Genomic DNA, 23,508 nt, shown 5'->3' with positions numbered 1-23,508 from the left:
CCATGTCCAAGACCCTGTTCGCCGCCGCTGCGGCCTCCCTGCTTCTGGTCGGCGCCGCCTCGGCCCAGACCGCCCCGGCTCCGGCGCAAGATCACGCCCATGACGAGCACCACGCTGCGCATCCGACCATCGACAGCCCGATCGAGGCCCTGGTGAACGATCCGGCGACCAAGGCGGTGCTGGAGAAGCACCTGCCCGGCATGGACAAGCATCCCGCCTATGGCCAGTTCAAGGGCATGACGCTGCGGCAGGTTGCGCCCTACTCCCAAGGCAACATCACCGACGAGAAGATCGCGGCGATCGAAGCCGACCTGAAGGCGCTGCCGACGGAGTAAGATGCGAGGGCCGCCGCAGCTGCGGCGGCCCTATCCGTCCCAGTCATCGGGAGAAATCGGTTGGGGCGGATCAATAGGTCGGCGCGGCTCGTCCGGCATGAATCCCAAGCGCGCGACAAGCACCCCCACCCCAGCTAGAATAGTTGAGACCAGCATCATCTGCCAAATCGGGTAGACTCCGATTGGAGATGTTATAATCGCCAAGAACAGGCTCCCCAGGGAAAGACTACAGCCGGCGACGACCAGCAACAGCTTTCCCATCAGTTCACCACCACTGGCCCGGCTTGGCCGTGAAGCCCGCCGCCTTTTCAAGCGCGGCCCCGACCTGGAAGACGGTCGCCTCGTCCAGGGCCTTGCCGATGACCTGGAGGCCGAGCGGGAGGCCGCCGGAATCGACGCCGGCGGGGACCGAGAGGCCCGGGAGGCCGGCCAGGTTGGTCGTGACCGTGAAGACGTCGTTCAGATACATGGTCAGGGGGTCGATCTGCTTGTCCCCCAGAGCAAAGGCGGCCGACGGGGTCGAGGGGGTCAGGATGGCGTCGACCTGGCCCCAGACATTGTCGAAGTCCTCGGCGATGCGGCGACGCACCTTCAGGGCGCGGACGTAATAGGCGTCGTAGAAGCCGGCCGACAGCACATAGGCGCCGATGGTCAGGCGACGCTGGACCTCCTTGCCGAAGCCCTCTGCGCGCGAGGTGGCGTAGAGGTCGTCCAGCGAGCTGAACTGATCCGCCCGGTGCCCGAACCGCATGCCGTCGTAACGGGCCAGGTTGGACGAGGCCTCGGCCGGCGCCACGATATAATAGGTCGGCAGGGCGTATTTGGTGTGCGGCAGGCTGATCTCGACGATCTCGCAGCCGGCGTCCTTCAGCCAGGCCACGCCCTGATCCCACAGGGCCTGGATCTCGGCGGGCATGCCGTCCACGACATATTCACGCGGCACGCCGATGCGCAGGCCCTTGACCGACTTGCCGACCGACTGGGTCCAGTCGGGCGTCGGGATGTCCAGACTGGTGGAGTCCTTGGCGTCGAACGAGCACATGGATTGCAGCAGCAGGGCCGCGTCCTCGACCGTCTTGGTGATCGGGCCGGCCTGGTCCAGCGAACTGGCGAAGGCCACCATGCCGAAGCGGCTGGCGCGGCCATAGGTGGGCTTGATCCCGACCGTGCCGGTGAAGGCGGCGGGCTGGCGGATCGAGCCGCCGGTGTCGGACGCGGTGGCGGCCAGGCACAGGTCGGCGGCGACGGCCGAGGCCGAACCGCCCGAGGATCCGCCCGGCGTCAGATCGGCGTTGGAGCCGGCCGATTTCCACGGATTGACCACCGGACCGAAGGCCGAGGTCTCGTTGGACGAGCCCATGGCGAATTCGTCCATGTTCAGCTTGCCCAGCATGACCGCGCCGTCGCGCCACAGATTGGCGGTGACGGTCGATTCATACGGCGGCACGAAGCCGCGCAGCATGTTGGAGCCGGCCGTGGTCTGGACGCCCTCGGTGCAGAACAGATCCTTGATGCCCAGCGGCGCGCCTTCCAGCACCCCGCCCTCGCCGGCGGCGATGCGGGCGTCGGAGGCGCGGGCCATGTCCATGGCCTTGTCCGCGGTCACCTCGACATAGGCGTTCAGCGTCGGATTGGCGGCCTCGATATTGGTCAGGAAGGCCTGGGTGATTTCGGCCGAGGAAAAGTCCTTGGCCTTCAGGCCGTCGACGGCGCCCTTCAGGGTCAGTTTGGTCAGGTCGCTCATGACTATTCGACCACCTTGGGCACGACGAAGAAGCCGTCGGCGGACTTAGGGGCGTTGGACAGGACGGCGTCGATCTTGTCGCCGTCGGTGACCACGTCCTCGCGCAGGCGCAGGGGCTGGGCGACGTTCGAGGTCATGGGCTCGACGCCGTCGACATCGACCTCGTTCAGCTGTTCGATCCACTGCAGGATGCCGTTCAGCTCCTGGGCCAGCGGCTCCAGCCGATCCTCGGGGGTCTTGATGCGGGCGAGATGCGCAACCTTGCGCACCGTCGCAGCGTCGATGGCCATGCGGCCCTCCAATGCACGTCGATAATGGGGTCTAGGGGGCGGGATTAGCGGCACAGGCGCGGATTCACAAGAACATCGCCCCGCTGGCGCGCCACTGGCCGGATATGGGTCGCATCCCGTGTCGTAAAAACAGGGTGACAAACCGCCAAACCGCCAAAACTCACTGCATCGCGCCCTCCCGCGTTTACGACCTGAAACTATAACCCGGCCGGAAAGAGCGATGGGTTGGCGGGCGTGAAATCAGCCTCAAACGCTTGTGCAGACGCAGTACAGCGTGGGCGATCAATAAATTTTGTCGGCTGGTCGCCGCGCTGTTCAGCGCAAGCAGTCAGGCAGCGGCTCTGCACGCGGCGCGCGCCAAACGATGGGGTTAGATCGCCCCGTGACCCCGGCAGACAGGAGATGCGGGTGCTGCTCCGGCCAAGTCAGATTGTACTGCATCAGCACGACTTCCTGGCCGCCGCTCGGGCCGGGGATGACCACATCGAGGTCGAGCGTAACGGACATGATCCGTTCTTCATCGCCAGGTTGCCTCGCTATGCAGCCAACCGGCACCTGGCTGCCGCTCCAGTTCGCCACACGTTCAAGCTGGAACAGCCGTTCACCGTCGCGACCGGGGACTCCGATGTAGAGCATCGCTGCCCGTCCGTTCCTGCCTTGGGATTTGCCGTACAGGCGAACGCCGGGCGAGCCGAGAAGGAGGCCCGCGCTTTTCTCTTGGGGTGTCAGCACTCCGGCCTCAACGGGCCTCAACTTCATCGAAGTCACCGGGGGAAAAGCCGATACAGGGCTCGCTGCAATCGCCATGACGACAAGCGCAACCACCCGTGAAATCGTACGCATCACGCCCTCCCCGGCCGAGATTTCTCGAACCATCGCCTTTGACTTAAGCCCGCGCCGGTCCTAACCGCAGGCCGTGCCCGTTCTCGACCTCCTCGACCTGCCCGCCGCCTGCCCGCCCGACACCCCGTGGATGGGGCTGGATCTGGGCGAGAAGACCATTGGGGTGGCGGTGTCGGACGCCACGCGCCTGATCGCCTCTCCGCTCCAGCTGATCCGCAAATCCAAGTTCACCCTGGAGGCCGAGCAGCTGTTCAAGCTGATGGCCCATCGCAAGGTCTCGGCCCTGGTGATCGGCCTGCCCGCCAATATGGACGGGACCGAGGGGCCGCGCGCCCAGTCGTGCCGCGCCTTCGCCCGCAATCTGGAGCGGCTGCGGCCCATCAACGTCGCCTTCTGGGACGAGCGGCTGTCCACCAGCGCGGTCGAGCGGTTCCTGATTGAGGACCTGGACCTGAACCGCAAGCGCCGGGCGCAGGTCGTGGACCGCACCGCCGCCGCCTGGATCTTGCAGGGGGCGCTGGATCGGGTGCGGGATCAGGCGACCTGGGTTTGACGGGGCTGATCGCCGGCGTCCTGCCGGTCTTTCTGATGATCGCCCTGGGCTATGGGCTGCGAAAATCCGGCTTCCTGCCCGATGAGGCGTGGCGGCCGATCGAGAAGCTGTCGATCAACATCTTTTACCCCAGCTTCCTGATCCCCGCGATCTGGCACGCCGATCTGTCGGGCGGCGGGGCGACGGTGGCGGGGGCTGCGGCGGTGGGGGCGACCCTGATCGTGGCGGCGGCGACGTTCGCCGCGAAACCGCTGATCCCGCTGGACGGGCCGGCCTATACCAGCGTGTTTCAGGGGGTGATCCGCTGGAACAGTTTCGTCTTCGTGCCGGTGATCCAGTCGGTCTATGGCTCGGAGGGCACGGCCATGGCGGCGGTCGCCATCGCCTTCATCATTCCGGTGACCAATATCGCCTGTGTCGCGGTGCTGGCCAAATGGGGTTCGTTGAAACGCGAGCCCTCGGCCCTGGGGCTGGCGAAATCGATGCTCGCCAATCCGATCCTGCTGGCCTGTCTGATCGGCCTGGCGCTGAACCTGTTGCGCGCGCCGCTGATCCCGGGCCTGTCGGACGCGATGGACCTGCTGGGGGCCGCCGCCCTGCCGCTGGGGCTGATCGTCGCCGGGGCGGGGCTTTCGTTCGCCGAGGTCAAGCGCCGCCAGGGAACCATCGCCGCCGTGACCCTGGTCAAGCTGGGGGTCATGCCACCGCTGATGTGGTTCATCGCCTGGGCCCTGGGCGGCGACAGCCTGGCCCAGGGGATCGCCCTGATCTGCGGGGCGGCGCCGGGATCGGCGGCCTCCTACATCCTGGCGCGCCAGATGGGCGGGGACGCGCCCCTGATCGCGGGGGTCATCGCCCTGACCACCGTAGGCAGCGCCGTGGTCATTCCAATCCTTCTGATGCTGTTCCACTTCACCTGACGGGCGCCCGACACTGGCGTTTGCACCGACTCCCGCCTATAGGCGCGTCTCGATGACCCAGCCCCACGACGTCACCGACCAGACCATTCGCGAGCGGCTGGTTCCGTTCCCCAAGGCCCACTTCCTGGCCGCCTCGGACCTGAACCCCTTCGTCACGCCGCAGTTGCTGGATCTCGGCGACGCCTTTGTGGATTTCAATCGCCAGTCGTCCAAGGCCCTGGACCTGCTGCACGGGCGCACGGTGGTGAACCTGTTCTTCGAGAACTCGACCCGCACCAGTTCTTCCTTCGAGATCGCCGCCAAGCGGCTGGGCGCCGATGTGGTGACCATGCCGGTCGGCTCGTCCTCGGTGAAGAAGGGCGAGACCCTGATCGATACGGCGGTGACGCTGAATGCGATGAAGCCGGACATTCTGGTCATCCGCCACTCGGCCTCGGGCGCGGCGGAGCTGCTGAGCCAGAAGGTCGGCTGCGCCGTCGTCAACGCCGGGGACGGCCGGCATGAACACCCGACCCAGGCCCTGCTGGACCTGCTGTCGATGCGTCGCGCCTTCGGCGACGTAACCAGCCTGACGGTCGCCATCTGCGGCGACATCACCCACAGCCGTGTGGCGCGGTCGAACGTGGCGATGTTGCAGATGATGGGGGCGCGGGTGCGCCTGATCGGCCCGCCGACCCTGGTGCCGGGCGACGCCGACCGCTGGGGCTGCGAGGTGTTCCATGACATGCGCGAGGGGCTGGCCGGCTGCGACGTGGTGATGATGCTGCGGCTTCAGCTGGAGCGGATGGCCGGCGCCCTGGTGCCCTCGACCCGCGAATATTTCCGCTTCTGGGGCCTGGACCGCGAGAAGCTGGCCTGGGCCAAGCCGGGCGCCCGGGTCATGCACCCCGGGCCGATGAACCGGGGCGTCGAGATCGATTCCGACGTGGCCGACGACCTGGACGTCTCCCTGATCCAGGATCAGGTCGAGATGGGCGTCGCCGCCCGCATGGCCGTGCTGGCCTCCCTGTCGGCCCGTTGGGGGGACAAGTGATGACCACCGTCGCCATCCTAAACGCCCGCCTGCTGGATCCCGCGACGGACTATGACGGTCCCGGCGGCGTCTTGATCGAAGACGGCCGCATCGTGCGCGTCGTTCACGGCGCATCGCCCATCGACGCCGACCAGGTCATCGACGCGGACGGCCTGTGCCTGGCGCCCGGCCTGATCGACATCCGGGTCAAGACCGGCGAACCCGGCGCTGAACCGAAAGAGACGCTGAAGTCCGCCAGCCTGGCCGCCGCGGCCGGGGGCGTGACGACCATCGTGGTTCAGCCCGACACCGATCCCGCCGTGGACGACCCGGCGATGATCGACTTCATCCAGCGTCGCGGCGCGGCCCTGAACCTGGTCAATGTCCGGGCGGCCGGCGCGGCGACCAAGGCTCTGGACGGCCAGCGGATGGCCGAGATCGGCCTGATGGACGAGGCCGGCGCCCTGTATTTCACCGACGGCGACAAGGTGATCGTCAACAGCCGCACCCTTCAGCGGGTGATGAGCTACGCCGCCGCCTTCAACGCCCTGATCGCCTGTCGTCCGTCCGATCCGTGGCTGACGGAAGGATCGGTCGCCGCGTCGGGCGAACTGGCCACGCGGCTGGGCCTGTCCGGCAGCCCGGCCATCGCCGAGCGGATCGGGCTGGAGCGCGACCTGGCCCTGGTCGAACAGACGGGCGCCCGGTTCCTGGTGGATCAGATCTCGACCGAAGGGGCGCTGGAGACCTTGGCGCGGGCGCGGGCCAAGGGGCTGGAGGTCGCGGTCAGCGTCTCGATCAACCACCTGTGCTTCAACGAGGTGGACATCGGCGACTATCGCACCTTCTACCGGCTGGACCCGCCGCTGCGCTCCGAGGCCGATCGTCAGGCCCTGATCGAGGCGGTGCGCGAAGGTCTGATCGACGTCATCACCTCAGCCCACGCCCCCGCCCCCGCCGAGGACAAGCGCCGTCCCTTCGCCGAGGCCGCGCCCGGCGCCGTGGGCCTGGAAACCCTGCTGCCCGCCGCCCTGACCCTGCACCACGACGACGGGCTGGACCTGCTGGACGTGCTGCGGCCCCTGACCCAGGGACCGGCGGCCCTGCTGGGCCTCGACGCCGGGGTGCTGGCCGAAGGCGCGCCCGCCGACCTGGTGCTGTTCGACCCCGGCGCGCCGATCATCGTCGATGCGGACAAGCTGCGCTCCAAGTCCAAGAACTCGCCGTTCGACGGGCGCAGGCTGCAGGGCAAGATCGTGGGCACATGGGTGGGCGGCCGCAAGGTCTTCTGACCCGCCCTTCCCTTTCCCGCCGGGAAAGGGCTTTAGCGCACGACGGCCGGAGCGGCCATCAGGGCGGCGCATGGATCCTAGGCACAAGGCCTAGGATGACGGTCTTGGAGGGGTGGGAATGGGAACAGGCGTCACCCCTTCACGCTGCCCGCGAGCATGCCGCGGATGTAGTAGCGTTGCAGGGCGAGGAAGAGGATCAGCACGGGCGCGACCGTGACGACGGCGCCGGCCATCATCAGTTCGACGTCCTGCACATGTTCGCGCGACAGGGCGGCCAGGGCGACCGGCAGGGTGTAGTTCGACTGGTCCGTCAGGACGATCAATGGCCACAGGAAGTCGTTCCAGCTGCCCAGGAAGACGAACAGGCCCAGGGTGACGATGATCGGCTGCAGCGTCGGCAGGACGATGCGGCGGAAGATCTGGCCTTCGCTGGCGCCGTCGATCCGGGCGGCCTCCAGCATCTCGTCGGGAATGCTCAGCGCATACTGGCGCACCAGGAACAGGCCGAAGATCGAGGCCAGCCAGGGCGCCAGGGCCCCGGCATAGGTGTTCACCAGCCCCATCCCCTTCAGCATCAGGAACAGCGGCAAGGTGCCGATCTGGGCCGGCACCACCAGGGCGGCGACCAGGACCTGGAACAGCCGCTCGCGCCCCGTGAACTTCAGCTTGGCGAAAGCGTAGCCGGCCGGGACGGTGAAGCTGAGCGCCAGGAGCGTCGCCAGGGTCGCCAGGGCGAAACTGTTCCACAGATAGCGGCCCATGCCCTGGTTCAGGAACAGGTCGCGGTAATGCTCCAGCGTCCAGTGCGAAGGGACCAGCGGCGGTGGGAAGGTGGCCGCTTCGCCGGTGGGCATGAAGCTGACGGACGCCATCCAGACCAGAGGGAACAGGACGATGAGGGCGATCAGGGCGACGGCGAGGTTGAGGAGGATGGCGCGGATTTTCACAGGCAGCCCTCCCCCATTGCCGTCATCCTAGGGCTTGTCCCTAGGATCCATACTCCCGGTCTCAGAGCGGGGGCACGGCCCATACACCGGGCGTATGGATCCTCGTCACAAGGGCGAGGATGACGGATGTGAGTGGGGCAAGTCACTGATACGCCCCCACCCGCTTGGCCACAGCCAACTGGACCAGGGTAATCGCCAGGATGCACAGGAACAGGACGAAGGCGACCGCGCTGGCGGAGCCCAGGTTCCACCATTTGAAGCCTTCCTCGTACATGAAGTAGAGCACCGTCACCGTGCTCTGGGCCGACCCGCCTTGCGTCATCACATAGGGTTCGGCGAACAGCTGGAAGAAGCTGGCGACCGAGATGATCGAGACCAGCAACATGGTCGGCGCGATGGCCGGAAGGGTGACATGGCGGAACTGTTTCCACGGCCCGGCGCCGTCGATGCGGGCTGCCTCGTACAGGTCGTCCGGCACGGTCTGAAGCACGGCCAGGAAGATCAGCATATTGTAGCCGAAGATCTTCCAGACCACGAACATCAGGATGGCGGGGATGGAGGTCGAGGGCTGGCCCAGCCAGTCCACCGCCGGCAGGCCGATGCTCTCAAGCCCCCAGTTGATGACGCCGTAGCGGGTGTGCAGCAGATAGCGCCAGACCACGGCGGTGGCGACCAGGGTGGTGACATAGGGGGCGAAGAACATGACCCGCCAGATGGGCCGCCACTTCACCACCCGTGCATTCAGGATCACCGCCGCCGCCAGGGAGGCCGCAATGGACAGAGGCACGCCCAGGACCGCGAAGGTCAGGGTGTTCTTCATCGCCCCCCAGAACAGCGGATTGGTCATCAGCCGCTCGTAGTTCTGCAAGCCGACGAAACGCAGATTATCGAGGTTCGCCAGGGCGTAGATGTCGAAGTCGGTCAGGCTGAGCAGCAGGGCCGCGATCACCGGCAGGGCGAAGAACAGGCCGATGGCGATCATGGCCGGGGCGACGAAGGCCCAGGCTGCGCGCTCTCTCGCCGCGCGTCCACGCGACGGCTTCGGTCGGGCCAGGGTCGGATCGGCGACGGTCATACGGCCCTGCCCTGTTCCAGCATCCAGCGGCGTTTCTCCAGCAGCCGATCGACACGGCGGTCGATCTCGGCGGCGGCGGTCTCAGGGCTGTATTCGCCGCGCACCATCCGTTCGGCGACGATCTGCATCTCCGTCACGATCCGCTCCCATTCGGGCGCCTTGGGCACGGCCTTGGCGCGCTCCAACTGGCCCCGGAAGGGCGCCAGCATCGGGTCGCGCTCGATCCTTGCCATGTCCCAGGCGCTCTGGCGCGCCGGCAGGTCGCCGACGATGGTGTTGAACCGGGCCTGGACGGCGGGCTCGGACAGATAGCGGACCAGGGCCCAGGCGGCGTCCTGATGCGGCGAGGACTTGAACACCGCCAGGCTGGAGCCGCCCGGCGCCGAGGCGCCCAGGCCGGTCGGGCCCGGCACGCCGGCCGTAGCCCAGTTCGGCTGGAACGCCGCAGGCAGGCGGGAACGGAAGTCGCCGACGCTCCACGGGCCGGAGAAATAGAAGCTGAAATAGCCGCGCGCGAACTCGGTCCAGACGTTGGAGATCTGCGCCGCCGAAGCCAGGGGCGCCAACCCCTCGGCGAACAGGCTGCGATAGAAGGCCAGGGCCGAGATGAAGCCGGGGTTGGAGAAGTTGCCTCTCGTATTGCGGTCGCGCAGCAGCGGCTCTTCGGTCTGCAATCCGAAAGTGAGCAGCTGCTCGAACTCGTTCAGCGGCAGCAGGATGGCGTAGTTCCCCTCGCCGGCCGCGCGCTTGATCCCGTGCATGGCCCGTTTCCATTCAGCCCAGTCCTGCGGCGGCGCGTCGAAACCGGCGCGGGCCAGCAGATCCTTGCGATAGAAGAGCAGACGCGTATCCACATACCAGGGGGTGGTCATGGCCCGGCCGGCGATCTGATTGGTCTCCAGCACCGCCGGGAACTGGTCGGTCAGCAGGTCGGCGGCTTCGGGCGGGGTCGGCGACAGGGCGCCGATGGCGCTCAGCTCCGCGACCCAGGTGTTGCCGATCTGGCTGACGTCCGGCAGCGACGCCCCGGCGTAGGCGGTCAGCAGTTTCTCGTGCGCGGCGGTCCACGGCAGGGGCTGGACCTCGACCCGGACGCCGGGATTGCGGCGCTCGAACTCGGGCATCAACTGGCCGACCGTCCCGCCCTCGTTGCCCATGGCCCAGAAGCGCAGCACCGTCTCGGCCTGCCCTCGCGGCGTGCAGGCCGAGGCCGCGCCGCCCGCCAGCAGCGCCAAGGCGCCCCGCCTGTGCGGGTCAGGCCTCATGCGGTCAGCCAGCCGCCGGTGAATCCGGCCGTATCCAGGGCCCGGCGGATGTTGGGCTCGCCGCGCATGTAACGCCAAATGAAGTCCGAGCGATGGTTCTCGGTCATGCCGACGATGGGCCCCTGGTCAATGCCCAGATAGTCGTCGGCGACCCAGCCCACGCCGTCAACGATCTTGCCGTGCTGCAACGGCCCGTCGCGCTGGGTCAGGGTCGGGTTGAAACTGTCGAGGAAGCCCCACTCGGTATAGACGCCCGCGCCGAACCGGCTCTTCATCGCCTTGATACAGGGCACGACGATCTCGGGCGCGAAGGCGATGGAGCTGGCCGCCGCCGTGGGGGCGATGGTGCCGTCGTCCCGGTCGCCGGGACCGCGCGCCGAATAGCTGAAGAACTCCCGCTCGCCCCCGTTGATCGTCTGTTTGAAATCGCCCGGCCCATCGCAGGCCGTCAGCCCCCAGGTCTCGGACGAATAGCCGACCCACTGGCCCGGGTTGTCATGGGCGTATTTCTGCTGGGCGTAGACGGCGCGGCGGCTGTTTTCGAAATAGTCCAGATACTCGCCCAACTGGGCCGTCTGACCGCGCATCCAAGCGTCCTGGATGCCGCGGAAGTCGATGTACATATGGCTGTACTGATGGCCGAAGATCGGCGCGAAATTCAGATGCCAGCTGCCCCAGCGGTCGGTCCAGCTCTCGTCATAGCTGGCGGCCCATTCGTGCCAGACATTGACCGAGACGGGGTGGGTCGGGCTGCCGATGGCCAGCAGCAGCAGCAGCATGCCCTCATTATAGACGTGCCAGTCTGAGCGGATGAAGCCGCTCTCGGGATGCCAGCCCATGGTGATCCGGTTGTCGCGCACCACAGCCCAATCCCATTCGATCCGCTCGTACAGGGCCTGGACCCGGCCTCGGATCTCGACCTCGTCCGGGTGGTCGCCGTCGAAATAGCGGGCGGAGAACAGCATGCCGGCGATCAGCAGGGCCGTGTCGACGGTGGACAGTTCGTTGGTCCGGTAGCGATGACCGGTCTCCATCTCGAGGAAATGATAGAAGAAGCCCTTGTGGCCCGCCGTCCCTGAGGCCTCCGGGCCCTGCGGCAGGCTGTGGAAATAGCGGACGGTGATCAGGGTCCGCTCGCGCGCCTCGTCCCGGCTCATCCAGCGCCGCTCGACGCCGATGGGCCAGCAAGTCAGGGCGAAGCCCACCGCCGCGACGGAGCAGAAGGACGGACTGGGCCAGCGGTCGGGCGTCAGACCGGTGCGCCGGTCCGTGACCTTTTCGAACCAGCGGAAGGTGCGTTCCTGAAGCTCGTTGATTTCGCGGTCCAGCCGCAAGGGCCGGCGTTCGGTCCCGTTGACTGCGCCCGTCACCGCCTGCTGCGCCGCCGCCTGGCCTGCGACCATGCCGCCGACCGCCAGGGCCGCAGCCCCTGCCGTGGTTCGCATCAGGAAGTGTCGGCGGTTCATGGGCACGCTCACTGGGTCTGTATCAAGAAGAAGGCCGCCTCCCGCGCAAGCGGAAGGCGGCCCAGGCTCAGGGGGAGTTAGAAGGAGTAGCGGGCGCCGACCTGGAACGTCCGCGTCGGATTAAGAACGTTGCTCGGATTTCCATAGGTCGAGGACGTCACCGTACCGTCGTAATCGGTATAGTTCTTGAAATTGAAGATGTTGATCGCATCGACATAGACCTGCATCTGACCCGCCCCATCGATGTCGATGTTCTTCGTCAGGCGGAGATCCAAGTTCCGATAGGCGAAGGCGTTGGGGATGAAGAAGTTTTCCTTCTCCGGATAGCCCGCATACGGCCGGTAGTAGAAGGTCGATCCTGAACCATCATAGACATTGTAGGGGGTGCCCGAACCGAGGGTCAGGATGCCCGACAGCTGGAAGTCCAGCGGCAGATCAAGGATGCCGTTGGCGACGATCCGGTGACGTTCGTTTTCTGCAGAGTTCCGCATCGGCGAGGTCTCGACCGAGAAGCAGTCGAAGCAGAAGTTGTCGCTGCCGCCGTTCTGCTTGGAATCCGATAGGGTGTAGGCGATGTTCACCCCCCAGCCGGAGTCATGCGTATAGGGCTTGTCCAGCTTGACGTAGAGGGCCTTGAACTCGCGCTCCTTACTGTGATCGGAGACATAGTAGCCGCTGTAAGGGTTGCTGGCGCCGGGCGCACAATAGCCGCCGTTGTCGCCGTAGCCGTCGCCGTCATTGCCATATGTGGGTTCGCGGCAGCGGGTCACATATTGCCAGGTGAACTCGTTCTCGGTCTTGCCGTAGGCCAGGGTGAATTCAGTCTGCCATTCGCCCACACGCTGGCGGACGCCCAGATTGAACTGGTCGGTCCGCGGCGGCTCGAAATCGTTCTTCAGCAGGAAGGCCTCTCCCCTGCCGCTGACGGTGGACAGCAGGGCGTCCAAACCTTCGGTGGTCGAATAGGACGAATTCCATAGGTACGGATTGTCCGAGCTGCCGTCCTGGACCGCGCCAGGCGTGGTGGTGAAGAAGATATTCTTCGTCGTGGTGTAGGGCTTGGCGATCTCGTCGAACGAGAAGTTGAAGTTCACCCGGTCGTAGTAGCGGCCGGCGCCGCCAAAGATGACCGTGCCACGGTCGCCGTACACGTCGTATGAGAAGCCGATCCGCGGTTGGAAGGCCTTGGCGAACGGGTCGCGGTTGCTGCCGGTGGACACGTAATCATCCACATTCAGCCAGCTGGGCTTGTAACCGGCCGGCTTGCCGCCGTCTGTCGAGGCGATCCACTGGTTCAAACCATCGACCACCGAATCGGGCGTGACATAGTCCGGGTTGTTGGCGTTGTCCTCGTAGTCCCAACGGATGCCGAGGTTCAGTTCCAGTTTGTCGGTGATCGCCCAGTCGTCTTGGATGTACAGGCCAAAGACGTTGTTGGTCAGATCGACGACCGGCGTCGCGGTGCCCAGCTGCACGCGATAAGGCACCGAGGCGTCGCCGCTGGCCGCGCCATCCAGGTCATAGAAGAACTCCGGGTTGCGGCTGAACTCCTTCTCGACGTGATAATCCTGCTTCGAGAATTTCGCGCCGAACTTGAACGTGTGAAAACCCTTGAAGGAGACCTCGTTGAAGGTCAGGTCATTGCGGAAGGTCAGAGCTTCATCGGTGATGTCCTGACGGGTGTTGGCCCCGCCCGTGTTCAGGACCGTCACGCCGCCGTATGGATCGTAGCCGTTCTCAAAGATCCGGTAGCTTGCGCCGGCTTCGTCGAAGTTGGCGGCCGTCGGATTGTAGTTGTAGTTGCGGTAATCGACCGCGAACTCGTTCAGGAAGCCTTGTCCCTGCCACTGATAGCGGAGGTTCGCGCTCTTGGTCGTTTGTTGTAAACCGGTAGCGCGTTCATAGGCGTTTTCGTCGCCAACGCCCGTAACCTCGCCCTCATCACGATAGGTGACGCTGAAGTCGATCAGATGACCTTCCATCGGCTGGAAGCTCAGCTTACCGAAATAGAGATCTTCCTCAAACGGGGTCTCATAGCTGCCAAGATAGTCCGCGAACTGAGATTGATACTCTGGATCCTTCCGGCCCAGATCAACGGTGGACGAGCGATTTTCTTCTTTATGCTCATAGCTGCCAAAGAAATGGAGACGATCTTCGATAATCGGCCCACCAAGCGCCACGCCATATTGCTTGATTGATTGGTCAATCTTCTCGTCGCCATTCCGCTTCGAGATCGCGTCCTGGGTGACCATGCTCTGGTCGCGATAGGTGCCGAAGATTTCGCCGTGGAACTCGTTAGTGCCTGACCGCGTGACGGCGGTGATGATAGCCGACGAAGCCTGCTCGTACTCGGCCTTGAAGTTCTGGCTGACGACGCGGAACTCCTGGATCGCCGCCTGCGGGAAGGGGTTGCCGCGGCTGTCGTCCTGACCGGCGATGCCGCCCGAGATGATGTTGGACTTCAGGCTGGCGCCGTCGATGAAGGCGTTGACCGATTCCGCGCGCTGGCCGCCGGCGGTAATGGTCATTTCCTTATCGTTCTGCGAGACCCGCACGCCCGGGGCCAGGGCTGCGAAGTTCAGGAAGTTGCGATTGATCTGCGGCAAGCTTTGGATCTGCTGCGTGGTGACGTTGGTCGCGCTTTCCGGCGTCCGCACCTCGGCCAGACGCCGGCCGACGACGACGATTTCCCCGAGTTCAGCCGCCCCGGCTTCGCCCGCCGCCGCCGGAGCCGCGACCACCAGGTCCAGGCTGCCGACCTGGCCCACGCCGATACTGACGGTGTCGGTGGCGGTTTCACCCTCTGCCGTGGTGACCGTCACCTCATAGGTGCCGGGACGAAGACCCGAGAGGGTGTAGCCGCCCTGGGCGTTCGCCGTGGTGCGGTTTGTGAAGCCCGAAGCGACGTTGCGGGCGACGACGGTGACTCCGGCCTCGACCTGGGCGCCGTCGGTGACGTTGCCGCGGATCGTCGAGGTGGCGACCTGGGCCGTCGCCGCCCCCGCGAAGCCTGCGGTGATGGCGAAGGCGGATACGGCGGCCAGGGCCGCGCTGCGTGTCTTGAACTTGATCATCCTGAAGTCCCCTCCTGATAGGTCCGATTCACGACGGCGACGCTGCTGTCTGATCGGGGTTTGACCCGGCGGTTGAGGCCGCCGCGGTGGATTGACGAACGACCAGGGCCGGTCGAACGATTTCACAAACGGTGTCCGGATCGGCGTTGGCGCCGGCCTGGACCAGGCCGATGAGGCGTTCGACGCCCCGGCGGCCCATTTCCGCGATATTCACTCTCAGCGTGGTCAGGGTCGGCCGGACCAGGGCCGCCAGCGGCACGTCGTCGAAGCCGATCACGGCCACGTCCTCGGGGCAGCGCACGCCCGCCTCCTGGAAGGCCAGCATGGCGCCCAGGGCCATCATGTCGTTGGCCGCGAACACCGCGTCCGGGCGCGGATCCAGCGCCATCAGCCGGGTGGCGGCGCGATGCCCGGCCGCCTGGGTGAAGTCGCCCTCGACGATGATGGGTTCCTGCCCGTCCAGAGCGCTGGCGTAGCCTTCGGCCCGGATGTCGGCTTCCAGGTTGCCGGCGGCGCCCCGAATGTGGGCGATGCGGCGACGCCCGGTGGCGATCAGATGCTGGACCGCCGCCACGGCGCCGCCGTGGTTGTCCACCGCGATCGACGGCCGACCGCCCTCGTCCAGGCCGCCGTTCATGACCAGGACCGGGGTCCGGCCCGCCACATCGGCGGCCAGGTTGGCGGCGCGCAGGTGGGGCGAAAGCACGATCATGCCGTCGACCCGGCCCCGCATTGAGCGCAGCGCAGCCATGGTCTCTTCGGTGTCGCCGTGGGAGCTGGACACGATCAGGTGTTTGCCGTGAGCCCGCGCGGCCAGATCCATGCCGCGTATCAGTTCGGAGAAGAACTCGCCGTACAGGTCCGGCAGGATGACGCCGATGGTGTCCGTCCGGCTGGTGGACAGACTGCGCGCCCCGACATGGGGCACGTAGCGAAGATGTTCGACCGCATCGAGCACACGCCGACGGGTGGTCTCGGTGATGGCGTCGGAACCGTTCAGCACACGCGACACCGAGGCCACAGACACCTGAGCCCGTTCCGCCACGTCGCGAATGGTCGCAGCCTTGGCGGCCGGCGCATGTCCGTTCAAGCCTGACGGGGCGGTGATTTCCACGTTTTCCTCTCTGAGCGTCATCGTCCCAGCCCCCTTATCGAAGGTCTGTCGATAAATAATGTAATCGGTTACATGGCATAGGAACAGCGGGTCCCGCAAGCGGCGCAATATCGCTTTGTGTCGATTTGTGGCCCGCCCGCCGCGCCCCATCCGGCGTCCGAGCCGGCCGATCCCGCTAGAAATGTCCGTGATAGCCGTAAAAGCGCCAAACAGATTCAGCGGTTGATAACTACTACATCTAGTGGCGCACGGCCCAACAACACCGTAATCTAGTCGGAAGCATTCGGGGAGACGCTGTCCATGCGCTTTCAATCCGGCTTCGTCGAACAAGCCCGACGCGTCACGATGGAGACGCGCGCCGTCGAACGCGCGGATACGGTTCAAGAGGTTCTGGCGCCGGCGGCCTGGTCCGACGCGCGGATCGAGGCCTGGCTGGATTGGAGCGAATCCCTCAGCCCTTCCCTGCTGCCGACCGGCGGCTGGCTGAACGGAGCAATCGACGCCTGGGCCGAACGTCTGGCCGGCCGCGGTCTGGCCGCGGGCGTCTTCACCGACCGGGCCGAGGCTTATGTCTTCGCCGCCGAGCTGGCCGCCACGGTCCAGCTGGGCCTGGCCTCGCCGGCGGCGTCCAAGGCTGCAGCGGAGGTCGTCGATCTGGCCGACCCAGCCGCGTCCAAACGCCTGGCCGAGCACCGCGCCGACCGGATGACCGCGCGGCTGGCCCTTCAGTCGGCCGAGGCCCTGGCCGACGCCCTGTCCGCCGTCGCTGACGCCGTGGATCGGTGCGAGGGACGTGAAGGGGATTGCGCCGACCCGTCGCGGAATCCGGCCCTGGGCCGGGCGGCCGCCACCGCAAGGCGTCGCGGCGCGACCGACGCAGACATCCTGCGCGCCATCGACGGCGAACGGCCTGCCCTGGCCCTGCGTCCCTTCCACGAAACCACGCCCCTGATCGCCCTGGCCGATCGCACCCGGACCGCCGCCGGCGCGCCCGAGACCCTGACGGCGGCCGAGGCGGCGCTGGACGGCGGCCTGATCCTGACGTTCGACCCGCGCGAGGCCGACGTCCTGGCCGAGGGCGGCGTCAGTTGCGCCATGCTGGACCTGTCCGCTGTCGCCGCCTTGGGCGACGGATCCCAGGACCGTCTGCCGGAGCTGGTCCGTCTGTGGACTGTGGCGCTGGACCTCGAGTCCGACACCGCCTCCATCGCCCTGGGCCTGGATGGCCTGTCGGCCGCCGTGGCGCCGACAGGCGGGGATCTGTCCGCTCGGGCCGGGGCGATCGCGGGTCTGACGGCGACGGTCGCCGCGGCGACCTCCGCCGAACTCGCCCAGCTACGCGGGCCCAGCGCCGAATGGGATAGTCTGAAGACCCAGGCAGCCGAGGCGGACAGGCTGCGTCGCGCGCGGCTGAAGGCCAATCCGGACCCGCTGGCCGCCCTGGCGGCCAAGAGTCAGATCAAGCCTGGAGCCCCGCGCCGTCATGCGGCCATCGGCCTGTTCGTCGATGACGCCGAGGCCCGCTTGCGTCTGGGTCTTAGCGCGCCGTCCGTCATCGATGTCTTCCAGACAGCCGACGGCCTGATCGGCCGTCGGCTGTCGCCCGGCGTTGCGGCCGCCCTGGCTCACGCGGGGGGCGACGTCCAGGCGGCCGAGCGCCGACTGTTCGGCCGCCGCACCCTGGTCGAGGCGCCCGGCGTCGATCACGCCGCCCTGCGCGGCTTCGGCTTCACCGACATCGAACTGGCCGCCGTCGAGCAGGCTTTGGCATATGCCGACAGTTTCGACACGGTCTTCGCCGCTCCGGTCCTGGACCCCGGCTTCATCCGCGATGTCCTGGGCCTGGAAGACGGCGACGGCCCCCTGCTGAATCTGCTGGGCGTGCCGGAAGAGGCCGAGACCGAGGCCGCGCGCTGGGTCTTCGGCCATGGCGACCTGGCTGACTGGGCCGAGGCGCCCGCCGCCGTGGCCATGTTTGTGACCGATCCCGTCGGGACCGAGGCGGCGCTGCGGCGCGCGCTGGAGCCGTTCAGCGACGCCCCCTACGCCGCGATCGAAATCCTGGACTGGCGTGCAACCGCCGCCCAGGCCGCGCGTCGACTCAGCCTGGCCGCCGGCGACGGACGTCGCGCCGTCCGCCTGCGTCGCGCCGCGCCCCCGGCCGGCCCCCTGCTGACCCTGCCCAAGGCGGAGGCGGCGCCCCGCTTCGACACGCCCCGCCCCGCCCCCGTCCCGCCGCCGGAACGGGGGGTCGAACGTGTGGTCGAGCGCGCCCGCGCGCGCCGCAAACTGCCCGACCGCCGCAAGGGCTATATCCAGAAGGCGGCCGTGGGCGGGCACAAGGTCTATATCCACACTGGCGAATACGACGACGGCGAACTGGGCGAGATCTTCATCGACATGCACAAGGAAGGCGCCGCCTTCCGCAGCCTGATGAACAATTTCGCCATCGCCATCTCGATCGGGCTTCAATACGGGGTGCCGCTGGAGGAGTTCGTGGACGCCTTTGTCTTCACCCGGTTCGAGCCCGCCGGACGGGTCACGGGCAATGACTCCATCCGCTCGGCCACCTCGATCCTGGACTATATCTTCCGCGAGCTGGGCGTCTCCTATCTGGACCGCCACGAGCTGGCCAACGCCGGCCCCGACGAGTTGAACGCCGACGGCCTGGGTCACGGCAAGACAGAGGGTGGAGAGGCCGTTCCCGCCGCGCGCTTCATCTCCAAGGGCTTCGCCCGCGGCTCCGCCCCTGACAATCTGGTGGTCCTGCCCTTCGGCAAGAAGGCTGAGCCCGAGCCAAGGACCGCCGCCAATACCGAGGCCGTCGCCTGTCCGTCGTGCGGGGACTTCAGCTTGCAGAATCGCGGCGGCGTCTGGGTCTGCGACACCTGCGGCGACGCGCGGGCGCAGCACGGCGGCGATCAGGGCTAAGTTAACGGGTGGGCTCTAGGCTGGCGCCCAGCGAGGTTTTCGCTGGAGCGCCCCATGTCTCGTCTGACCGCCCTGTCCATCGCCGTCGTCCTGCTGGCGGCCGCCGCGAGCCCTGCTCTGGCGCAAAACGCCGGCCAGATCGCCAATGTGAAACGCGGCGCCTCCTGCCCCGGCTGCAACCTGTTTCAGGGCGATTTCTCGGGGCTTGAGGCGCGCGGCCTGAACCTGTCCGGCGCACGCCTGCGCCAGGCGGACCTCAGTCTTAGCGTTATGAACCGCACCCGCTTCTCCAACGCGGATCTGCGCGACGTCGAGGCCTATGGCGGCGTCTTCTCCAGCTCGAACTTCTCGGGGGCCGACCTGACCAACGCCAGTTTCGTCGGCGCCTATCTGCAAGGGGCCAACTTCTCGGGCGCCAAGTTGATCGGGACCAATCTGTCCGGCGCCGACCTATCGCGGGCGATCGGATTGACCCAGGGGCAACTGAATCGCGCCTGCGGCGACTCTTCGACCATCCTGTCGGGAAACCTACGTATTCCCGCCTGTTGATGGCCATCCACCTTGCGTGGTTTTAACGAAATTACCTCGATTTAAGTAGGTGTGGCCGGTGTTTCGGGGCATTCAGAGTTCGTGAAACAGATCGCCCGCCCCACCCCCATCCGATTGAAAACCGCCCTGATCGCGGCGGCGGGTTTGATGCTCGCCACCCCCGCCTTCGCCGGGGTCGAGATGACCATTCAGGACCGCGACGTGGCCCGGTCGGTATCCCTGGGCGGATCGTGTAATCGCTGCGAACTGTCCGGCCGCAACCTGTCGGGCGCCACCTTCACCGGCGCCAGCTTCATGAACGCCACCCTGGTCGGCGCCAATCTGCGCGGCGCCGAAATGGTCGGTTCGAACTTCACCGGCAGCGACTTCAGTCGGGCCAATATGCAGGGCGTCGAGATCGTCGGCGCCAACTTCTCCTCGGCCAACTTCACCGGCGCCGTCCTGACGGGGGCCGAGGCCCAGGGATCGTCCTTCGTCCGCGCCAACCTGACGCGTGCGGATCTTTCGGGAGGAGAGCTGCACGGGGTGAATTTCAACGGCGCGACCCTGGCCGGCGCCGACTTCTCAAGCAGCGAACTGTTCGGCGCGACCCTGGCCAATGTCCATGCCGTCGGCGCCGACTTCAGCGACGCAGAGGTCAACGCCTCCAACCTGTCCGGGGGAGACTTCTCGGGCGCCTCCTTCCGCGATTCCAGCCTGGACGGCGCACGCCTGACCGGCGGAACCTTCACCCGGGCCGACTTCAGCGACGCCTCGATGCGCCGCACCGACATCCGGGGCGCAGACCTGTCCGGGGCGCGCAACCTGACCCAGGACCAGGTCAGCGAAGCTTGCGGCGACGGTTCCACCCGCCTGCCCGGTCGTCTGACGGCCCACGCCTGTCGGGGGACCATCCGGGTGATCCGCACCCCGCCGGCGCCGCCCGCCGTGCGCCACATCGTCAACGCCGACAACTAGGCCCGCCCAAACCAAAAAAGGGGACGCCTCGCGGCGTCCCCTTTGTCGTAGTCGGCGATGTCAGCCCGTCACACCTTGATCGGCAGCGCCGTGCGGATGTGGACGTCTTTCAACTGACGCTCTTCCGCCTCGGTCGGGGCGTTCATCAGCAGATCCTCGCCCTGCTGGTTCAGCGGGAAGGCGATGACCTCGCGGATGGCCGTCTCGCCGGCCAGCAGCATGACGATCCGGTCGATGCCGGGGGCCAGGCCGCCGTGCGGCGGCGCGCCGTAGCGGAAGGCGTTCAGCATGCCGCCGAACTGTTCCTCGACCACCGAGGCGTCATAGCCGGCGATCTCGAAGGCCTTCAGCATGATCTCGGCCTTGTGGTTCCGGATCGCGCCCGAGCACAGCTCATAGCCGTTGCAGACGATGTCGTACTGGAAGGCGCGGATGGTCAGCGGATCCTGGGTCTCCAGAGCCTCCAGCCCGCCCTGCGGCATCGAGAAGGGGTTGTGGCTGAAGTCGACCTTCTTCTCTTCTTCCGACCATTCGAACATCGGGAAGTCGACGATCCAGCAGAATTTGAACTGGTTCTCGTCGACCAGCTTCAGCTCCGTGCCCACACGGGTGCGGGCCAGGCCGGCGAACTTGGCGAAGACGGACGGCAGGCCGGCGGTGAAGAAGGCGGCGTCGCCCTGGCCCAGACCCAGCGACGACATCAGGGCCTCGGTCGGCTCCTGACCCAGGTTCTTGGCGATGGGACCGCCCCAGGCGCCCTGGTCTTCGGACCAGAAGATATAGCCCAAGCCCGGCTGGCCCTCGCCCTGAGCCCACGAGTTCATGCGATCGCAGAAGGCGCGCGATCCCCCGGTCGGCGCCGGGATGGCCCAGACGGCGTTCTTTTCGTCCGCGCCCAGGATCTTGGCGAACAGGCCGAAGCCGCCGTCGCGGAAGTGGTCGGACACCACCTGCATCTTGATCGGGTTGCGCAGGTCCGGCTTGTCCGAACCGTACCAGGCCATCGACTGGGCGTAGGTCAGGCGCTCGAAGCCCTTGTGTTCGAAGGTCTCGCCGAAATCGTTGGTGAAGACATGGGCGCCTTCGATGGGCGACACCGGCTTGCCCTCGCCGAACTCCTCGAACACGCCGTGCATCAGCGGCTCAATGGCGGCGAAGACGTCTTCCTGGGTCACGAAGCTCATTTCGACGTCGAGCTGGTAGAATTCCAGCGAACGGTCGGCGCGCAGATCCTCGTCACGGAAGCAGGGGGCGATCTGGAAATAGCGGTCGAAGCCCGAGACCATCAGCAGTTGCTTGAACTGCTGCGGCGCCTGCGGCAGCGCGTAGAACTTGCCGGGGTGCAGACGCGACGGCACCAGGAAGTCGCGCGCGCCCTCCGGCGACGAGGCGGTCAGGATCGGGGTTTGGTACTCCAGGAAGCCCTGGGCGACCATGCGCTGACGGATCGAGGAGATGACCCTGGAGCGCAGGACGATATTCTTGTGCAGCCGCTCGCGACGCAGATCGAGGAAGCGGTTGGCGAGGCGGATATCCTCCGGATACTCCTGCTCGCCGAAGACCGGCATCGGCAGTTCGGCCGCTTCCGACAAAACCTCGACGCCCTGGACGCGGACCTCGACCTCTCCGGTCGGCAGGTTGGAGTTCACCACGGAGGCGTCGCGGGCGACGACCTCGCCGTCGATCTTGATCACGCTCTCGGCGCGCAGACGTTCCACGGCGGCGAAGCCCGGCGTCTCCGGGTGCAGCACCAGCTGGGTCAGGCCGTAATGGTCGCGCAGATCGATGAACAGCAGGCCGCCGTGGTCGCGCTTACGGTGCACCCAGCCGGACAGGCGGACGGTGGAACCGGCGTCGGAGGCGCGCAGGGCGCCGCAGGTATGAGAGCGGTAGGCGTGCATGAACAGACCGTCTGGAAATCTGGCTGTGGAATCTGACGCCGAAGCGCCCGAAATCGAAGCGGCGTAGGGCGCATCATCGCCCCTGAAAGTCAAGGTTTCAGCCGTTGCAAAGCCTGCCGCTGCGCGCGATAGCGGTCCGGTCATCCGTTCGAGGCCACGCCATGTTCATCGTCACCATCACCTACACCCAGCCGATCGAGGCCATCGAAGCCAAGACGGTCGAGCATCGCGAATGGCTAGACATCCATGTCGCCAGCGGCCTGATCATCGCCGCCGGTCCCATGGTTCCGCGCACCGGAGGCATCCTTGTCGTGCGTAGCGGCGGCACGACGGAAGAGCTGGAGACCCTGCTGAAGGACGATCCCTTCCACGTCCACGGCCTGGCCGACTACAAGGTCACAGAGTTCAAGGCGGGCAAGCTGAATCCCGCCCTGGCCGAATTCGCCTGATTCCATCCACAGAGGGGCTCGTCCCTCCCCGGTACCAACAGGCCCGGCGTGACGCGGTTCGTCCGGGCCTCTGCTATGACAGTCCCATGTCCGCGCAGAGCGCCCTGATCCGAACGACCGCCCAACAGCTGCGTCTGCCGCTGGAGCGCGCCCTTGTGGGCGAGGCCTTCGTGACGTCCGACAGCAACGCAGAGGCCGCACGCGTTCTGGCCGGCTGGCCCGACGGCGCCGGATCGGTTCTGGCCCTGCATGGGCCGGCGGGGTCGGGCAAGAGCCGGATCGCCGCCGACTGGGCCGAACGGGTGGGCGCCGTGCCGCTGAACGGCGTCGAAGCCGCCCTGGTCGATCCGCTGGAGCTGGAAGGGCGGCCCGTACTGCTGGACAACGCCCGCGACGCCGACGACGAAAGCCTGTTTCACCTGATCAATCTGGCCCAAGGGGGCGGAGGCGCCCTGTTGTTGGCGGATCGAGCGTCGCCGCGGACCTGGGCGGCTGAACTGCCCGACCTGCGTTCGCGCCTCGATGCGGTTCGCACCGTCGCGATCGCGACCCCCGACGACGTGGTTCTGTCCGCCATACTGCGCGCCCGTTTCGCCGAGCGCAGCATCACCCCGTCCGAGGATGTGATCGATTATCTGGTGCGGCGCCTGGACCGGTCGGCCGACACAGCCGCGACCGTCGTCGCCCGGCTTGACGCCCTGCACCGCCCCGTCACCCGCGTCCTGGCCCGCCAGGCGCTGGATCAGATGGATGCTGAGGTCGAGGCCGATTGATCGCCGTCAGGCGCCACG

The 23,508-nt window shown here is 66.8% G+C and carries 20 protein-coding genes; 10 read left to right on the top strand and 10 right to left on the bottom strand.

The window, feature by feature from the left end:
- The first annotated feature begins 2 nt into the window (after positions 1-2).
- Positions 3-335, top strand: a complete 333-nt coding sequence (locus OU998_RS07140) for a hypothetical protein (protein WP_267516246.1) — start codon at positions 3-5, stop codon at positions 333-335.
- 265 nt (positions 336-600) lie between these two features.
- Here OU998_RS07140 and gatA read toward each other — a convergent pair whose 3' ends face one another.
- The 3 genes from gatA to OU998_RS07125 all read right to left on the bottom strand — a co-directional run bounded on the left by gatA (position 601) and on the right by OU998_RS07125 (position 3,212).
- A complete protein-coding gene (gatA, locus tag OU998_RS07135) occupies positions 601-2,079 on the bottom strand; it encodes an Asp-tRNA(Asn)/Glu-tRNA(Gln) amidotransferase subunit GatA (protein WP_267516245.1) in 1,479 nt (492 codons plus the stop codon).
- Positions 2,080-2,081: 2 nt separating this feature from the next.
- Positions 2,082-2,369, bottom strand: a complete 288-nt coding sequence (gatC, locus tag OU998_RS07130; protein WP_267516244.1) for an Asp-tRNA(Asn)/Glu-tRNA(Gln) amidotransferase subunit GatC — start codon at positions 2,367-2,369, stop codon at positions 2,082-2,084.
- A gap of 315 nt (positions 2,370-2,684) precedes the next feature.
- Positions 2,685-3,212: a hypothetical protein gene (locus OU998_RS07125; RefSeq protein ID WP_267516243.1), complete on the bottom strand. Its 528-nt coding sequence runs from the start codon at positions 3,210-3,212 to the stop codon at positions 2,685-2,687.
- 73 nt (positions 3,213-3,285) lie between these two features.
- Here OU998_RS07125 and ruvX point away from each other — a divergent pair, with 73 nt between their 5' ends.
- From ruvX to pyrC, 4 genes are read left to right on the top strand one after another with little or no spacing between them, the layout of a single operon-like run.
- Positions 3,286-3,765, top strand: coding sequence for a Holliday junction resolvase RuvX (gene ruvX / locus OU998_RS07120; RefSeq protein ID WP_267516242.1), 480 nt, complete (start codon positions 3,286-3,288; stop codon positions 3,763-3,765).
- Entirely contained in the window at positions 3,762-4,685 is a 924-nt protein-coding gene (locus OU998_RS07115) for an AEC family transporter (RefSeq protein WP_267516241.1), read from the top strand. The genes ruvX and OU998_RS07115 overlap by 4 nt, the downstream gene beginning before the upstream one ends.
- 52 nt (positions 4,686-4,737) lie before the next feature.
- A complete protein-coding gene (locus OU998_RS07110) occupies positions 4,738-5,718 on the top strand; it encodes an aspartate carbamoyltransferase catalytic subunit (protein WP_008260068.1) in 981 nt (326 codons plus the stop codon).
- A complete protein-coding gene (pyrC, locus tag OU998_RS07105; RefSeq protein ID WP_267516239.1) occupies positions 5,718-6,989 on the top strand; it encodes a dihydroorotase in 1,272 nt (423 codons plus the stop codon). The genes OU998_RS07110 and pyrC overlap by 1 nt, the downstream gene beginning before the upstream one ends.
- A gap of 131 nt (positions 6,990-7,120) precedes the next feature.
- Here the strand turns inward: pyrC and OU998_RS07100 are convergent, their stop codons facing one another.
- From OU998_RS07100 to OU998_RS07075, 6 genes are all read right to left on the bottom strand, one after another.
- Positions 7,121-7,936: a carbohydrate ABC transporter permease gene (locus OU998_RS07100; RefSeq protein WP_267516237.1), complete on the bottom strand. Its 816-nt coding sequence runs from the start codon at positions 7,934-7,936 to the stop codon at positions 7,121-7,123.
- Positions 7,937-8,078: 142 nt separating this feature from the next.
- Positions 8,079-9,011: a carbohydrate ABC transporter permease gene (locus tag OU998_RS07095; RefSeq protein WP_267516236.1), complete on the bottom strand. Its 933-nt coding sequence runs from the start codon at positions 9,009-9,011 to the stop codon at positions 8,079-8,081.
- Positions 9,008-10,246, bottom strand: coding sequence for a sugar ABC transporter substrate-binding protein (locus tag OU998_RS07090; protein ID WP_267516235.1), 1,239 nt, complete (start codon positions 10,244-10,246; stop codon positions 9,008-9,010). The genes OU998_RS07095 and OU998_RS07090 overlap by 4 nt, the downstream gene beginning before the upstream one ends.
- A 26-nt stretch (positions 10,247-10,272) precedes the next feature.
- The gene (locus OU998_RS07085; protein ID WP_267516233.1) at positions 10,273-11,742 is read right to left on the bottom strand and encodes a glucoamylase family protein; all 1,470 of its coding nucleotides are present in this window, start codon (positions 11,740-11,742) and stop codon (positions 10,273-10,275) included.
- 77 nt (positions 11,743-11,819) lie between these two features.
- Positions 11,820-14,816, bottom strand: coding sequence for a TonB-dependent receptor (locus OU998_RS07080; protein ID WP_267516231.1), 2,997 nt, complete (start codon positions 14,814-14,816; stop codon positions 11,820-11,822).
- 28 nt (positions 14,817-14,844) lie between these two features.
- On the bottom strand, positions 14,845-15,930 hold the full coding sequence (locus OU998_RS07075; protein WP_267516229.1) for a LacI family DNA-binding transcriptional regulator: 1,086 nt from the start codon (positions 15,928-15,930) through the stop codon (positions 14,845-14,847).
- A gap of 300 nt (positions 15,931-16,230) precedes the next feature.
- On the opposite strand from OU998_RS07075, the gene OU998_RS07070 reads away from it, so the two are divergent.
- From OU998_RS07070 to OU998_RS07060, 3 genes are all read left to right on the top strand, one after another.
- A complete protein-coding gene (locus tag OU998_RS07070) occupies positions 16,231-18,861 on the top strand; it encodes a TSCPD domain-containing protein (protein ID WP_267516228.1) in 2,631 nt (876 codons plus the stop codon).
- 54 nt (positions 18,862-18,915) lie between these two features.
- A complete protein-coding gene (locus tag OU998_RS07065) occupies positions 18,916-19,410 on the top strand; it encodes a pentapeptide repeat-containing protein (protein ID WP_267516227.1) in 495 nt (164 codons plus the stop codon).
- An 81-nt stretch (positions 19,411-19,491) separates the two neighbouring features.
- Positions 19,492-20,367 carry a pentapeptide repeat-containing protein gene (locus OU998_RS07060; RefSeq protein ID WP_267516225.1) on the top strand — a complete coding sequence of 292 codons (876 nt, stop codon included), beginning with the start codon at positions 19,492-19,494 and terminating at the stop codon, positions 20,365-20,367.
- Between the two features lie 68 nt (positions 20,368-20,435).
- Here the strand turns inward: OU998_RS07060 and aspS are convergent, their stop codons facing one another.
- Complete coding sequence (gene aspS, locus OU998_RS07055; protein ID WP_267516223.1) at positions 20,436-22,268, bottom strand: aspartate--tRNA ligase; 1,833 nt, start codon at positions 22,266-22,268, stop codon at positions 20,436-20,438.
- Positions 22,269-22,429: 161 nt separating this feature from the next.
- On the opposite strand from aspS, the gene OU998_RS07050 reads away from it, so the two are divergent.
- Together OU998_RS07050 and OU998_RS07045 are read left to right on the top strand one after the other, a co-directional pair.
- On the top strand, positions 22,430-22,717 hold the full coding sequence (locus OU998_RS07050) for a YciI family protein (protein ID WP_267516221.1): 288 nt from the start codon (positions 22,430-22,432) through the stop codon (positions 22,715-22,717).
- Positions 22,718-22,803: 86 nt separating this feature from the next.
- The gene (locus OU998_RS07045; protein WP_267516219.1) at positions 22,804-23,490 is read left to right on the top strand and encodes a chromosomal replication initiator DnaA; all 687 of its coding nucleotides are present in this window, start codon (positions 22,804-22,806) and stop codon (positions 23,488-23,490) included.
- The last annotated feature ends 18 nt before the right edge of the window (positions 23,491-23,508 follow it).

The organism is Brevundimonas sp. SL130 (assembly GCF_026625805.1).
Classification (GTDB): domain Bacteria; phylum Pseudomonadota; class Alphaproteobacteria; order Caulobacterales; family Caulobacteraceae; genus Brevundimonas.
Note: the sequence above shows the minus strand (reverse complement) of the source record. Positions and strands in the feature narration are given on the sequence as shown.

What these genes read in the sequence shown, in the direction of transcription:
- OU998_RS07085 (WP_267516233.1), bottom strand. Translation starts at nt 11,742, where the DNA reads ATGAACCGCCGACACTTCCTGATGCGAACCACGGCAGGGGCTGCGGCC.
- gatC (WP_267516244.1), bottom strand. Translation starts at nt 2,369, where the DNA reads ATGGCCATCGACGCTGCGACGGTGCGCAAGGTTGCGCATCTCGCCCGC.
- OU998_RS07125 (WP_267516243.1), bottom strand. Translation starts at nt 3,212, where the DNA reads ATGCGTACGATTTCACGGGTGGTTGCGCTTGTCGTCATGGCGATTGCA.
- OU998_RS07045 (WP_267516219.1), top strand. Translation starts at nt 22,804, where the DNA reads ATGTCCGCGCAGAGCGCCCTGATCCGAACGACCGCCCAACAGCTGCGT.
- aspS (WP_267516223.1), bottom strand. Translation starts at nt 22,268, where the DNA reads ATGCACGCCTACCGCTCTCATACCTGCGGCGCCCTGCGCGCCTCCGAC.
- OU998_RS07065 (WP_267516227.1), top strand. Translation starts at nt 18,916, where the DNA reads ATGTCTCGTCTGACCGCCCTGTCCATCGCCGTCGTCCTGCTGGCGGCC.
- OU998_RS07095 (WP_267516236.1), bottom strand. Translation starts at nt 9,011, where the DNA reads ATGACCGTCGCCGATCCGACCCTGGCCCGACCGAAGCCGTCGCGTGGA.
- OU998_RS07070 (WP_267516228.1), top strand. Translation starts at nt 16,231, where the DNA reads ATGCGCTTTCAATCCGGCTTCGTCGAACAAGCCCGACGCGTCACGATG.
- gatA (WP_267516245.1), bottom strand. Translation starts at nt 2,079, where the DNA reads ATGAGCGACCTGACCAAACTGACCCTGAAGGGCGCCGTCGACGGCCTG.
- pyrC (WP_267516239.1), top strand. Translation starts at nt 5,718, where the DNA reads ATGACCACCGTCGCCATCCTAAACGCCCGCCTGCTGGATCCCGCGACG.
- OU998_RS07080 (WP_267516231.1), bottom strand. Translation starts at nt 14,816, where the DNA reads ATGATCAAGTTCAAGACACGCAGCGCGGCCCTGGCCGCCGTATCCGCC.
- OU998_RS07110 (WP_008260068.1), top strand. Translation starts at nt 4,738, where the DNA reads ATGACCCAGCCCCACGACGTCACCGACCAGACCATTCGCGAGCGGCTG.
- OU998_RS07140 (WP_267516246.1), top strand. Translation starts at nt 3, where the DNA reads ATGTCCAAGACCCTGTTCGCCGCCGCTGCGGCCTCCCTGCTTCTGGTC.
- OU998_RS07050 (WP_267516221.1), top strand. Translation starts at nt 22,430, where the DNA reads ATGTTCATCGTCACCATCACCTACACCCAGCCGATCGAGGCCATCGAA.